General features: G+C 69.0%; 10 protein-coding genes. 9 read left to right on the top strand and 1 reads right to left on the bottom strand.

What is annotated here, in order from left to right:
- Positions 1-138: 138 nt before the first annotated feature.
- Complete coding sequence (locus CBM2594_RS08605; RefSeq protein ID WP_116356467.1) at positions 139-1,863, bottom strand: AMP-binding protein; 1,725 nt, start codon at positions 1,861-1,863, stop codon at positions 139-141.
- A gap of 345 nt (positions 1,864-2,208) precedes the next feature.
- Between CBM2594_RS08605 and CBM2594_RS08600 the strand changes: the two genes are divergently transcribed.
- The 9 genes from CBM2594_RS08600 to CBM2594_RS08560 all read left to right on the top strand — a co-directional run bounded on the left by CBM2594_RS08600 (position 2,209) and on the right by CBM2594_RS08560 (position 13,081).
- The gene (locus CBM2594_RS08600; RefSeq protein WP_116356466.1) at positions 2,209-2,904 is read left to right on the top strand and encodes a TetR/AcrR family transcriptional regulator; all 696 of its coding nucleotides are present in this window, start codon (positions 2,209-2,211) and stop codon (positions 2,902-2,904) included.
- 72 nt (positions 2,905-2,976) lie between these two features.
- Complete coding sequence (locus CBM2594_RS08595; protein WP_116356465.1) at positions 2,977-3,345, top strand: VOC family protein; 369 nt, start codon at positions 2,977-2,979, stop codon at positions 3,343-3,345.
- Positions 3,346-3,471: 126 nt separating this feature from the next.
- Positions 3,472-4,236, top strand: coding sequence for a cell envelope integrity protein TolA (gene tolA, locus CBM2594_RS08590; protein WP_116356464.1), 765 nt, complete (start codon positions 3,472-3,474; stop codon positions 4,234-4,236).
- Positions 4,237-4,437: 201 nt separating this feature from the next.
- Positions 4,438-5,001 (top strand): cysteine dioxygenase family protein, encoded by a 564-nt coding sequence (locus tag CBM2594_RS08585; RefSeq protein WP_116356463.1) that lies wholly within the window; start codon positions 4,438-4,440, stop codon positions 4,999-5,001.
- 56 nt (positions 5,002-5,057) lie between these two features.
- Positions 5,058-5,516, top strand: coding sequence for an Lrp/AsnC family transcriptional regulator (locus CBM2594_RS08580; RefSeq protein ID WP_116356462.1), 459 nt, complete (start codon positions 5,058-5,060; stop codon positions 5,514-5,516).
- A 327-nt stretch (positions 5,517-5,843) separates the two neighbouring features.
- The gene (rpoD, locus tag CBM2594_RS08575) at positions 5,844-7,805 is read left to right on the top strand and encodes an RNA polymerase sigma factor RpoD (RefSeq protein WP_116356461.1); all 1,962 of its coding nucleotides are present in this window, start codon (positions 5,844-5,846) and stop codon (positions 7,803-7,805) included.
- Positions 7,806-7,843: 38 nt separating this feature from the next.
- Positions 7,844-8,416 carry a DUF2760 domain-containing protein gene (locus CBM2594_RS08570; RefSeq protein WP_116356460.1) on the top strand — a complete coding sequence of 191 codons (573 nt, stop codon included), beginning with the start codon at positions 7,844-7,846 and terminating at the stop codon, positions 8,414-8,416.
- Complete coding sequence (locus tag CBM2594_RS08565) at positions 8,413-10,260, top strand: Hsp70 family protein (RefSeq protein WP_116356459.1); 1,848 nt, start codon at positions 8,413-8,415, stop codon at positions 10,258-10,260. Before CBM2594_RS08570 ends, CBM2594_RS08565 begins: the two co-directional genes overlap by 4 nt.
- Entirely contained in the window at positions 10,253-13,081 is a 2,829-nt protein-coding gene (locus CBM2594_RS08560; protein WP_373457572.1) for an Hsp70 family protein, read from the top strand. The genes CBM2594_RS08565 and CBM2594_RS08560 overlap by 8 nt, the downstream gene beginning before the upstream one ends.
- Positions 13,082-13,101: the final 20 nt, after the last annotated feature.

Here is a 13,101-nt window from a genome sequence, read left to right as displayed (position 1 = left end):
TTTTCCTGCAGGTCGGCAACCAGTGCCTGCATGGCCTGCGCGTTGGTCCTGAACGACTCGGAGCGGGCGTTCAGCTTGGTTTCAATTGCCGCCATAGGGGCCTCGGGCAGTTGTGATGGGTTGTAGACGGCTTGTCGCTCAGGCCGTGCGGGATTCATCGAGCTTCAGTTCGCGCACCATCTGGTCGCGCATCACGAACTTCTGCACCTTGCCGGTCACGGTCAGGGGCATCTCTTCGACAAAGCGGATATAGCGCGGAATCTTGTAATGCGCGATCTGGTCGCGGCAGAACGCGCGGATCTCGTCTTCCGTGGCGCGCTCGCCCGGCTTGAGCACGATCCACGCGCACACCTCCTCGCCATACTTCGGGTCGGGCACGCCGAACACCTGCACCGCCTGCACCTTCGGATGGCGGAACAGGAACTCTTCGATCTCGCGCGGGTAGATGTTCTCGCCGCCGCGGATCAGCATGTCCTTCACGCGGCCGACGATATTGCAGTAGCCCTCTTCATCGATGGTGGCGAGGTCGCCGGTGTGCATCCAGCCGTCGCGGATGGCTTCGGCGGTGCGGGCCTCGTCGTCCCAGTAGCCGAGCATCACCGAATAGCCGCGCGTGCACAGTTCGCCTTTCTCGCCCACCGGCACGGTGGCGCCGCTGGCATCGACGATCTTGACTTCCAGGTGCGGCTGGACCCGGCCGACGGTGGTGGTGCGCTTGTCGAGCGGATCGGTGGTGCTGCTCTGGAACGACACCGGGCTGGTCTCGGTCATGCCGTAGGCGATCGTCACCTCGGACATATGCATCTGCGCCACCACGCGCTTCATGGTTTCGATCGGGCACGGCGAACCGGCCATGATGCCGGTGCGCAGCGAAGAGAAGTCGTAGTCGGCAAAGCGCGGATGGTCCAGCTGCGCGATAAACATGGTCGGCACGCCATGCAGCGCGGTGCAGCGCTCTTCGCTGACCGCGCGCATGGTGGCCTCGGGCTCGAAGGCCTCGCCCGGGAACACCATCGCCGCGCCGGTCGACACGCACGCCAGCACCGACAGCACCATGCCGAAGCAGTGATAGAACGGCACCGGAATGCAGAGCTTGTCCTGCTCCGAGAAGCGCATCGCCATGGCGATAAAGCGCGCGTTGTTGACGATATTGCGATGCGTCAGCGTGGCGCCCTTGGGCGCACCGGTGGTGCCGCTGGTGAACTGCACGTTGATCGGGTCATGGCGGTCCAGCTGCGCCGTGATGCGGTCGAGCTGCGCGCGCGCCACGCCGGCGCCGCGCGCCATCACGTCCGCGTAGCGGATCATGCCGGGAGTCTCGCCCTCGCCCATGCGGATCACCCAGCGCAGCGACGGCAGCCGCGCGGCCTGCAGCGCGCCCGCTGCGCTGGTGGCCAGCTCAGGCGCCAGCGCCTGCAGCATTTCGAGGTAGCGCGAGGTCTTGAAGGCCTCGGCGGCGACGATGGCCTTGACGCCGACCTTGTTCAGCGCGTATTCCAGCTCCGCCAGCCGGTACGCCGGATTGATGTTGACCAGCACCAGGCCCAGCCGGGCAGTGGCGAACTGCGTCACCAGCCACTCCACGCGGTTCGGCGCCCAGATGCCGACGCGATCGCCCCGCGCCAGGCCGAGCGCGTGCAGCCCGGCCGCCAGCGCATCGATGGCTTCGGCAAACTCGCGCCAGTTCCAGCGCACGCCCTGCTCGCGAAACACCACCGCCTCGCGTTCCGGGAACGCTGCCACGGTCTGCGCCAGCAGCGCCGATACGGTCTGCTCGGACAGCGCAATGCTGGTGTCGCCGCGGACATGCGACAGCCCGTCGATCGGCAGAATGGTGGGAAGCGGCTCGCCCTGCATCGTCATCGTTGTCTCCAAAGCGCGTCGGTCTCGACTTGAGTTGAGCAAAACTCAAAGGCACGAATATCGCCGGGGTGATTCGCCCTGATCAGGGTTAACCCCGTAAAGCTACTGGCTGTGCTGCCGGATGCTAGTTCGACTTCCGGTCTCGTCACAGCGGAATGACGAAAAGGTATACGGGTGGGCCGGAAAATTCAACTTCAATTTGAGGCTTACTCAACTTCTGCTGAAAATGGAGTACGATGTCACCGCGCCGCGCGGCACCTACGAGGTCCGCGCTGCCGCAGTTCCGCGCCCCGCACCGGGGCACGGGTTATCTTTTCGCGCTTTCGCCTGCCGGGATCCGACATCATGGAAGACAACGCCGCCACCCGCCGGATCCCGTCCGGCGCCCGGGCGGAACAACGCATCCGCGACATCCTGCGCGTCAGCCGCGAGGTGTTCGCCGAACTGGGCTACGAAAAGACCACCACCACCGAGATCGCGCAGCGCCTGGGCGTGTCCGAGGCCACGGTGTTCACCTACTTCCACAGCAAGCGCAAGCTGTGCGTGCGGGTGATCGAGGACTGGTACGACGAAATCATCGGCGCCATCGAGCGCGGCATGCCGCGCGAGCAGAGCATCAAGGCGCAGCTGGCGTTCTACGTAAAGACGCACCTGCAGCTGTTCCTGATCCAGGGCACCGGGCTGTGCGCGCTGGTGCTGTCGGAAGGACGGGCCAAGGGGCCGGACCTGGGGCAGGAGTTCGTGCCGCTGCAGCGCCGCTATACGGCGCCGCTGATGGACCTGCTGGCGCGCGGCCGCGAACATGGCGAGATTCGCGCCGACCTGCCGCTGAGCCTGTTGCGCTCCGCCATCCTGGGGCCGATGGAGCATATCCTGTGGCACGCCATCGCGCGCGAGCGCGAGGTCGATATCGACAAGACCGCCGCGGACATGGTGGCCCTGCTGTGGCCCGCGCTGCAGCCGGCGAATCTCGAGCTGGAGGCGCTGCGCGCCTTCCATGGCGAAGTCGGCGCGGCGCTGCGCAAGCTGGACCGCGCCTGACCGCACCGCCGGGCACGGCGCGCAAATTCCTTGTACGCTGGAGGCGCCGTTCCCCAGCCCGGAGATTGCGACATGGCCGTCCAGCTCAACCACACCATCGTCTTCTCTCACGACAAGCAGGTGTCCGCGGACTTCCTGTGCGAGGTCCTGGGCCGCCCGCCCGCCGAGCCGTTCGGGCCCTTCCTCGGCGTAGCGCTCGACAACGGCGTCACCCTCGACTTCATGGACGCGCAAGGCGATATCGCCATGCAGCACTACGCCTTCCTGGTCAGCGACGCCGAGTTCGACCACGGCTTTGCGCGCGTCCGCGCACACCAGCTCACTTACTGGGCCGACCCGTACCGGCGCCGCCCCGGCGAGGTCAATACCGATGACGGCGGCCGGCGCATCTATTTCGAGGATCCCAGCAAGCACTTCCTGGAGATCTTTACCAGGGGCTGACGGCTGCGGGGGCTTGCCGTGCCTTTGGCGAGACACGGGCGGGCGCCGCCTGCGCCCGTGCTGCACTTGGTTGATGCGGTTGCGCCTCATAGAATGGAATGGCCTGGTTTTCCGCATCGAAGCACCATGCAGACCGTTGCGTATCCCTACCAGCCCGTGCGCGAGCGGCGCACGCTGACCTGCTTCCTGCTGGCCTTGCTCATGCACCTGCTGCTGGGGGCCCTGCTCTACTACGGCGTGCGCTGGCGCAATGCCGTGCCCACCGGTGTGGCCGCGGAACTGTGGGAGCCTATCCCCGAAGCCACCACGCCCGAGCCGGCTGTCAAGCCGACGCCGACGCCACCGCCCGTCGAGGAAGAAGAGGCCGATATCTCGCTGCAGGAAAAGCAACGCAAGGCCAGGCAGGCCAAACGCGAGGCCGAGCAGGCGCGCCAGCGTGAAAACCAGGCCCGCGCCGAAGCGGAGCGCAAGGAAGCGCAGCGCAAGGCCCAGGAAGCGCAGCGCCAGGCCAGCAATGCCGAGCGCCAGGCCGAACTGGCGCGCCTGCGCGCGCAGGCGGGCGGTACCGGCGCCACGGCCAACGCCGGCGCAGGTTCGGGATCCTCGGCGAAGCCGTCCTCGGGCTATGCCGAGCGCGTGCGCCAGCGGGTCAAGCCCAACATCATCTTCACCGAGGAAGTCGCCGGCAATCCGGCGGCGGTGGTCGCCGTGCACATGGCGCCCGACGGCTCGCTGCTGTCGACGCGGCTTGCCAAATCCAGCGGCAATGCCGGCTGGGACAACGCGGTGCTGCGCGCGGTGCAGCGCTCGGACCCGCTGCCGCGCGACAGCAACGGCGTGGCGCCGTCCAATATCCTGATCACGTTCTGGCCCAAGGACGAGGGCGGTTAGGTCGTCGCCGTGACCAGGCGGCACCGGGGCCCACAGCGTGCGCTATCGCACCGACGGCACCTTGATAGAAAGAAATTCCAAAAAAACGCCAAATACAGGAATGGCATTACAATTCCAGCATGCCTTGAAGGACAAATCGCATGCCTGTGCTACCGCCGGTCCCTATCATGAATAGACAAGAACAAGCCGACGCAGCCCGCCATGACGACCGCCTCCTCCCTTTCTGTCTCACTTCATCCCGCCTCCCGCCCGGCTGGCGCCCCGCTCGACCGGCTCGCGCTCGACTTGGCCGACATCTTCACCAACAGCGCGCGCATGGTTGCCAGCCAACTCGCGCAGCACCTGCCCGACACCGAAACGCTGCTGGCCGCGTTGCCGGCAGGCGCCTTGCTAGGCTCGGCCGACACCTATACCCGGCACCTGGTCTATGGCGATCCGCTGGAACGCTTCTCGGCCATGGTGCTGGTCTGGCGCCCGGGCCAGGCCAGCCCGGTGCATGGCCATCGCACCTGGTGCGCCTACCGCGTGCTGCGCGGCACGCTGACCGAGCAGCACTACCGGTGGGATGCCGCCAGCCGGCACGCGCATCATTGCAACACCGTCACGCGCACGGCCGGCGATACCTTCAGCGTGCCGGGCGGCCTGCAGCACATCCATGCGCTCGGCAACGCCAGCGACGAGATCGCGGTGTCCCTGCATCTGTACGGAGTCAGCCGCGACCATATCGCCACCGGCGTGAACCTGCTGGTGCCCGCCGACGCCTAGCCGCCCCGCTGCGCGCCAGGCGCGGGCGCGCCCTCTTCCACTGACCGCCACGCGCCATGGACCGCTACGACAAACAGATCCTCGCCATCCTGCAGGAAGACGCCACCTTGCCGGTGGCGGAGATCGGCGAGCGCGTCGGCCTGAGCTCGACGCCATGCTGGCGCCGCATCCAGAAGCTGGAAGAAGCCGGCCTGATTCGCAAGCGCGTGGCGCTGCTCGATGCCGGCAAGCTCAATGCCGGCGTCACCGTCTTCGTCTCGGTCCGCACCAGCCAGCACAACGTGAAATGGCTCAAGCAGTTCCACGGGGTGGTGTCGTCGATCCCGGAAGTGACCGAGTTCTATCGCATGGCCGGCGACACCGATTACCTGCTGCGCGTGGTCGTGCCCGATATCGCCGCCTACGACCGCGTCTACAAGAAGCTGATCCAGGGCGCGGAACTGGCCGATGTCAGTTCCAGCTTCGCGATGGAGCAGATCAAGTACACCACCGCGCTGCCGCTGGACTATGCCTGAGGCGGCACTTGCACGGGCGGACGCGGGCGGCTGAGCCGGCAGCGCTGGGAATTTGCGCCATTTCAGCGGCTTTTTCCGCGCTTTTCTGCTCTTCCTGTTGCAAATACCCCGCGTTCCGGCAGACTTGCCGCCACGCATTCCGGGCCCCGGACCTGCTGCGACGCAGCAATGGCTGTAGAATATGCGGCCCCTATTCAAACGGCCGCGGCGTAGGTAATCCCCTCCGCCCCCGCCGAACCCCACGCGAGCCTTGACAGCAGGTTGGAATCACGCGCGCCCTCGTGCGCACTGCCGTCGAAACGCGATGCACGAAGGAAACAGCAGTCAATGACAAGTGGCGCACAACGAACGGCAGCCAAAACACGAGCAGCAGCAGGCAAGGACACCGGCCAGGCCAATGCGGCCACGGCACCCTCTGACCCGACGGCCGACGCCGCCGCGCGCAGCCAGCAGCTGCGCGCGCTGATCCAGCTTGGCAGGCAGCGCGGCTACCTGACGCACGCGGATATCAGCGACCACCTGCCCGAGAACTTCACGGATACGGCCGCGATGGAAAGCATCGTCGGCACCTTCGCCGAGATGGGCGTGAAGATCTACGAGCAGACCCCGGATGCCGAGACCCTGCTGCTCAGCGACGGCCCGGTGGTGGCCTCCGACGAGCAGGCCGAAGAGGAAGCCGAGGTCGCGCTGGCGACCGTCGATTCCGAGTTCGGCCGCACCACCGACCCGGTGCGCATGTACATGCGCGAAATGAGCTCGGCCACGCTGCTGACGCGCAAGCAGGAAGTCGAGATCGCCAAGCGCATCGAGGACGGCCTGAACAACATGGTGCATGCGATCTCGGCCTGCCCGTTCACCGTCGCCGCGATTCTCGAGCTGTCGGCCAAGGTTGCCGGCAACGAGATCGGCATCGACGACGTGATCGACGGCCTCAGCGACGAGAGCATCGCCGAGCCGGCCGCCGCCGTTGCGGACGACGCCGACGACAGCAGCATCGACAGCGCCGAAGAGACCGACGAAGACGCCGACGACGCCGATGAAGGCAGCGGCCAGCAAAGCGCCGAAGCCGACCTGGCCAGGCTGCGCGACGAATGCATGAAGCGCTTCGCGCGCGTTGCCGAGCAGTTCGAGCGCATGCGCGCCGAAAGCGAAGCCGGCCGCGCGGCCGCGCCGGCCTTCGCCGCCGCGCGCGACGCGGTGCGCGAGGAACTGCGCACGATCCGCTTTACCGCCCGCACCATCGAGCGCCTGTGCGCCAATGTCCAGGGCATGGTCGACGAGGTGCGCGCGATCGAGCGCCAGGTGGTGCAGCTGCTGGTCGAGCGCTGCGGCATGGAGCGCGAGGACGTGGTCGCGCGCTTCCCGGGCAATGAAACCAACCTGGCCTGGGGCCAGGGCCTGGCCGCCGAAGGGCGCCCCTACAGCGCCGCGGTGGCGCGCGCGCTGCCGGACCTGCAAGCGCACCAGCAAAAGCTGATCGACATCCAGGCGCGCGCCGCGCTGCCGCTGCCCGAGCTGAAGACCGTCAACCGCAAGATGCTCGCCGCCGAGCGCCAGATGCGCCAGGCCAAGCACGAGATGACGCAGGCCAACCTGCGCCTGGTGATCTCGATCGCCAAGAAATACACCAACCGCGGCATGCAGTTCCTGGACCTGATCCAGGAAGGCAATATCGGCCTGATGAAGGCGGTCGACAAGTTCGAATACCGCCGCGGCTGGAAATTCTCGACCTACGCCACCTGGTGGGTGCGCCAGGCCGTCACGCGCGCGATCGCCGACCAGGCCCGCACCATCCGCGTGCCGGTGCATATGATCGAGCAGATCAACAAGCTCAACCGCCTGTCGCGCGAGATCATGCAGCAGACCGGCAAGGAACCCGATCCGGCGGTGCTAGCCGAGCGCCTGGACATGACCGAGGACAAGGTCCGCTCGATCATGAAGATCGCCAAGGAGCCGGTGTCGATGGAGACCCCGGTGGGCGAGGACGGCGACACCAGCCTGGGCGACATGATCGCCGACTCGGACACCGCCACGCCCGCCGACGCCGCCCTGCAGGCCGGCCTGCGCGCGGTGGTGCGCGAGATGCTGGATGAACTGTCGCCGCGCGAAGCCAAGGTGCTGCGCATGCGCTTCGGCATCGACATGTCGACCGACTACACGCTGGAGGAAGTCGGCAAGCAGTTCGATGTCACGCGCGAGCGGATCCGCCAGATCGAAAGCAAGGCGATGAAGAAGCTGCGGCACCCCAGCCGCGCGGACCAGTTGATCACCTATCTGCGCGACGCCTGAGCGGCCCCGCCGCCTCCGCGCACAGAGGAGTGCTATCCATGCCTGACTCGAACCTCTCTTTCTTTGGCAGGCTGTCGCTTGCCATGGGCACCTTCTTCGCCATCCTGGGCAACCGCGAACTGGCGGCCGGCATCAAGCGGCTGCGCGAGGGCGGCCCGGTTGCGCAGGCAGCCCCCGTGCCGGCACCGACACCGGCGCCGGTTGCCGAACCTGCGCCCGCATTGAAGGAAGCCAGCCCCGTGGCCGCGCTGCAGTTGCTCGGACTGCTGCAGCGCGACGCCCGCTTCGTCGACTTCGTCGAGGAAGACATCACGCGCTATGCCGATGCCGAGATCGGCGCCGCCGCCCGCCTGGTGCACGATGGCTGCCGCGCGGTGCTGCGCGAGCATTTCACCATCCGGCCGGTGCGCGAGGAAGCCGAGGGCAGCCGCGTGACGCTGGCCGACGGCTTCGACGCCAGCGCGATCCGCCTGACCGGCAACGTGGTCGGCAGCGCGCCTTTCCATGGCGCCATCAGCCATCGCGGCTGGAAGGTCGAGGACGTGCGCCTGCCGCGCCTGGCCGAACGCCATGACGCCAGCGTGATCGCTCCCGCCGAGGTCGAGCTATGAGCGAGGCGCGCTATGCCATCGGCATCGACCTGGGCACCACGCACAGCGCGGTCTCCTACGTCGACCTGGCCGCCAGCGATGGCGAGAAGACCAGCCAGCGCGTGCTGCCGATCACGCAGCTGACCGCGCCCGGGGCGGTCGACGAGCTCGACCTGCTGCCCTCGTTCCTGTACCTGCCGCACGCCAGCGAACTCGCGCCCGGCGACCTGAACCTGCCGTGGAACGCCACGCGCGATTTCGCAGTGGGCGAGATGGCGCGCAGCCGCGGCGCGGGCACGCCGATCCGGCTGGTGTCGAGCGCCAAGAGCTGGCTGTGCCATCCCGGCGTCGACCGCCGCGCGGCGATCCTGCCGGCCGACGCGCCGCCCGAAGTGCCGCGCGTGTCCCCGCTGGAGGCATCGGTGCGCTACCTGACGCACCTGCGCGAAGCGTGGGACCAGGCGCACCCCGAGGCACCGTTCGGCGAGCAGGACATCACCGTGACGATCCCGGCGTCATTCGATCCCGCCGCGCGCGAACTGACCGCCGAGGCCGCGGCGGCGGCCGGCTATGGCCGCATGACGCTGCTCGAGGAACCGCAGGCCGCGCTCTACAGCTGGATCCAGAAGAGCGCCGGCCAGTGGCGCAAGCAGGTCAAGGTGGGCGACATCATCCTGGTGGTCGACGTCGGCGGCGGCACCACCGACCTGTCGCTGATTGCCGTGATCGAGCGCGACGGCAACCTGGAGCTGCATCGCATCGCGGTCGGCGACCATATCCTGCTCGGCGGCGACAACATGGACCTGGCGCTGGCGCACGTGGTCGCGCGCAAGCTCGCGGCGCAGGGCACGCAGGCCGATCCGTGGCAACTGCGCGCGCTGACCTATGCCTGCCGCGCCGCCAAGGAAACGCTGCTGACCGACCCCGCCACCGAGACCGTGCCGCTGGTCGTGCCCAGCCGCGGCGCCAGGCTGATCGGCGGCTCGATCCGCACCGAACTGACCCGCGCCGAACTGACCCAGACCATCCTGGAAGGGTTCTTCCCGCAGGTCGACGCGTCGGCGCGCCCCGTCAGCCGGGCCCGCGCCGGCCTGACCCAGCTGGGCCTGCCCTATGCGCAGGACGCGGCCATCACGCGCCACCTGGCGGCATTCCTGGGCCGGCAGGCCGGCGCACTGGCCGAGATCGAAGGCCTGCAGGCCGCGCAGCCCGAAGGCGCCACCTTCCTGCGCCCCACCGCCGTGCTGTTCAACGGCGGCGTGTTCAAGTCGGGCCTGCTGGTCGAGCGCATCCTGCAGACGCTCAACGGCTGGCTCGCTGCCGAGGGCGCGGCGCCGGCGCGGCTGCTCGACGGCGCCGAGCTGGACCTGGCGGTGGCACGCGGCGCCGCCTATTACGGCTATGTGCGGCGCGGCAAGGGCGTGCGCATCCGCGGCGGCACCGCGCGCGCGTACTACGTCGCGGTGGAATCGTCGATGCCGGCCGTGCCCGGCTTCGAGCCGCCGATCCAGGCGCTGTGCGTGGCCCCGTTCGGCATGGAAGAAGGCACCGACGCCGAGCTGCCGCCGCAGGAATTCGGCCTGGTGGTTGGTGAGCCGGTGCACTTCCGCTTCTTCGGCTCGTCGGTGCGGCGCCAGGACCAGGTCGGCACGCTGCTGGACTACTGGGGGCCGGAGGAACTGCAGGAACTGGAAGAAATCCAGGCGACGCTGCCCGCCGAAGGCCGTACCGCCGGCGACGTGGTGCCGGTCAGGCTGCATGCGCGCGTGACCGAGGCCGGCACGCTGGAACTCGAGGCCGTGCCGCGCGCCAGCGGCGAACGCTGGAAGGTGCAATTCGACGTGCGCGGCAACGCCGATGCCTGAAGCCGCGGCAGCGGCGACGAAGCAGTCGATGAAGCAGTCGATGAAGCAATACGTCGTCGGCATCGACCTGGGCACCAGCAACACCGTGGTGGCCTATGCCCGGGCCGGCTCGGACGATATCCGCGTGTTCGATATCGACCAGCTGGTCGCGCCGGGCGAGGTCGCGGCCCGCCCGCTGCTGCCGTCGGTGCGCTACCACGCGGCGCCGGGCGAGCTCAATGGCGACGACCTGCAGCTGCCCTGGCAATCGACGGCCAGCGCGGCCGCGCGCCGCACCGTGTTCGGCCGCCTGGCGGCGACGCTGGGCGCGCAGGTGCCGGGCCGGCTGGTGGCCAGCGCCAAGAGCTGGCTGTCGCATGCCTCGGTCGACCGCACCGCGCCGATCCTGCCCTGGGGCGGCGAGGAGGATCTCGACAAGATCTCGCCGGTGGTCGCCAGCGCGAGCTATCTCGGCTATGTCTGCGCGGCCTGGAACCACCGCTTCCCCGACGCGCCGCTGGAACAGCAGGACGTGGTGCTCACCGTGCCGGCCTCGTTCGACGAGGGCGCGCGTGCGCTGACGCTGGAAGCCGCGCGCCTTGCCGGGCTGCCCGCGCTGCGCCTGCTGGAAGAGCCGCAGGCCGCGCTCTACGACTGGCTGTTCCACCATCGCCACACGCTGGAGCAGGACCTTGCGCAAACCCGGCTGGTGCTGATCTGCGACGTCGGCGGCGGCACCACCGACCTTACGCTGATCCGCGTGTCGATGCAGGACGGGCAGCCGCGGCTGACCCGTATTGGCGTGGGCAACCACCTGATGCTCGGCGGCGACAACATGGACCTGGGGCTGGCGCACCAGGTCGAAGCGCGCCTGGGCCACGGCGAGCCGGCGCAGCCACGACTGTCGGCCGCGAGCCTGTCGCAGCTGGTGGCGCGCTGCCGCGCCGCCAAGGAACAGCTGCTGGGCGCGGATGCGCCCGATGCCGTCACCGTGACGCTGCTGGGCGCGGGCGCCCGGCTGGTCGGCGGTGCGCGCTCGGTGCAGGTGACGCGGCAGGAAGTCGAACAGCTGGTGGTCGACGGCTTCTTCCCCAACGTGCCCGCCAGCGAACGGCCGCGGCGCGCGCGCGGCGCCATCGTCGAGTTCGGCCTGCCCTATGCGGCCGATCCCGCCGTGACCCGCCATGTCGCCGCCTTCCTCGGCCAGCATGCCGCGCAGGCACGCGCCGCGCTCGAGATGGAGGACGCACCGGACGATGCGCTGCCGGTGCCCGACACCCTGCTGCTCAACGGCGGCGTGTTCCGCGCGCAGGCACTGGCCGACCGCATCGCCCAGACGCTGGGCGGCTGGCGCGGCGCGCCGCTGCAGGTGCTGCACAACGCCGATCCCGACATTGCCGTGGCGCGCGGCGCGGTCGCGTATGCGCGCGCCCGCGCCGGCCAGGCGCCGCGCATCGGCGGCGGCTCGGCGCGCAGCTATTTCCTGGTGCTGGACGATGGCGCCGCGGGCCAGCAAGGGATCTGCCTGCTGCCGCGCGGCACCGAGGAAGGCCACGAGATCCATCTCAGCGACCGCACCTTCGCGCTGCGGCTGGGCCATCCGGTGCAGTTCCACCTGGTGTCTTCGGTGGCCGAGACGCCCTACCAGCCTGGCGCGCTGACCGACCTGTCCGGCGGCGACTTCGTGCGCCTGCCGCCGATCGCCACCGTGGTGCCGACGCGCGGCACCGGCGGCCCGCGCGAAACACCGGTGCAGATCACCACCGCGCTGACCGAGGTCGGCACGCTCGAGGTCCACTGCATCGACACCGGGGACGCCGCTCAGCGCTGGCGCCTGGAGTTCCAGCTGCGCGGCAACGACACGGCGCAGCCGTCCCCCGCGCCAACGGCTCACCCGTCGCTGCCGCAGGCCCTGGAACTGATCGACCGCACCTTCGGCGCGCGCTCGCAGGAAGTCGGGCCGAAGGAAGTCAAGCGCCTGCGCGCGCAGTTGGAGCAGATCCTGGGTGCGCGCGAGCAATGGGACAGCGCGCTGCTGCGCGAGCTGTTCGGCGCCTTGTGGGAGCGCGCCAGGCGCCGGCGCCGCACGGCCGACCATGAACGCCTGTGGCTGAACCTGGCCGGCTATTGCGTGCGCCCCGGCTTCGGCTACCCGCTCGACGAATGGCGCGTCGCGCAACTGTGGTCGCAGTATGACCAGGGCATCCAGTATGTGAACGAAAGCCAGAACTGGTCGGAATGGTGGACGCTGTGGCGGCGCGCCGCCGGCGGGCTGGATGAAAGCGCGCAGCTGCGCCTGCTGGAAGACATGGCCTTCTACCTGCAGCCGCCCGGCAGCGGCCGCTTCAAGAAGCCCGCCGGGCCCACCCGCGGCGGCTATGCCGACATGGTGCGGCTGGCCGGCTCGCTCGAGCGCCTGCCCGCCGACGCCAAGATCGAACTGGCCGACTGGCTGCTGACCCGGCTGCGCAAGCCGTCCGAGAACAACCAGGGCTGGTGGGCGGTGGGCCGCATCGGCGCGCGCATGCCCTTCTATGGCAGCGCGCACAGCGTGGTGCCGGCCGAGACCGCCAGCCAGTGGCTGGACGCCATCCTGGCGCTCGACTGGAAAAAGGTCGAGCCGGCCGCATTCGCCGCGGTGCAGATCGCGCGCATGACCGGCGACCGCACCCGCGACCTGCCGGACGAGCTGCGCGCGAGCGTGGTGCGCCGGCTGGAAGCCGCCAACGCGCCGCCGGGCTGGATTGCCATGGTGCGCGAGGTGGTGGAACTGGATGCCGCGGACGAAGGACGGGTGTTCGGCGAGGCGCTGCCGGCCGGCCTCAAGCTGATCGCAGGATAGCCACGCAGGCCGGGCAGCGG

Source organism: Cupriavidus taiwanensis (assembly GCF_900249755.1).
In the GTDB taxonomy this organism is placed as follows: Bacteria; Pseudomonadota; Gammaproteobacteria; order Burkholderiales; family Burkholderiaceae; genus Cupriavidus; species Cupriavidus taiwanensis_D.
This window is presented reverse-complemented; position numbering and strand designations above follow the sequence as displayed.

What these genes read in the sequence shown, in the direction of transcription:
- CBM2594_RS08605 (WP_116356467.1), bottom strand. Translation starts at nt 1,863, where the DNA reads ATGACGATGCAGGGCGAGCCGCTTCCCACCATTCTGCCGATCGACGGG.
- CBM2594_RS08600 (WP_116356466.1), top strand. Translation starts at nt 2,209, where the DNA reads ATGGAAGACAACGCCGCCACCCGCCGGATCCCGTCCGGCGCCCGGGCG.
- CBM2594_RS08595 (WP_116356465.1), top strand. Translation starts at nt 2,977, where the DNA reads ATGGCCGTCCAGCTCAACCACACCATCGTCTTCTCTCACGACAAGCAG.
- tolA (WP_116356464.1), top strand. Translation starts at nt 3,472, where the DNA reads ATGCAGACCGTTGCGTATCCCTACCAGCCCGTGCGCGAGCGGCGCACG.
- CBM2594_RS08585 (WP_116356463.1), top strand. Translation starts at nt 4,438, where the DNA reads ATGACGACCGCCTCCTCCCTTTCTGTCTCACTTCATCCCGCCTCCCGC.
- CBM2594_RS08580 (WP_116356462.1), top strand. Translation starts at nt 5,058, where the DNA reads ATGGACCGCTACGACAAACAGATCCTCGCCATCCTGCAGGAAGACGCC.
- rpoD (WP_116356461.1), top strand. Translation starts at nt 5,844, where the DNA reads ATGACAAGTGGCGCACAACGAACGGCAGCCAAAACACGAGCAGCAGCA.
- CBM2594_RS08570 (WP_116356460.1), top strand. Translation starts at nt 7,844, where the DNA reads ATGCCTGACTCGAACCTCTCTTTCTTTGGCAGGCTGTCGCTTGCCATG.
- CBM2594_RS08565 (WP_116356459.1), top strand. Translation starts at nt 8,413, where the DNA reads ATGAGCGAGGCGCGCTATGCCATCGGCATCGACCTGGGCACCACGCAC.
- CBM2594_RS08560 (WP_373457572.1), top strand. Translation starts at nt 10,253, where the DNA reads ATGCCTGAAGCCGCGGCAGCGGCGACGAAGCAGTCGATGAAGCAGTCG.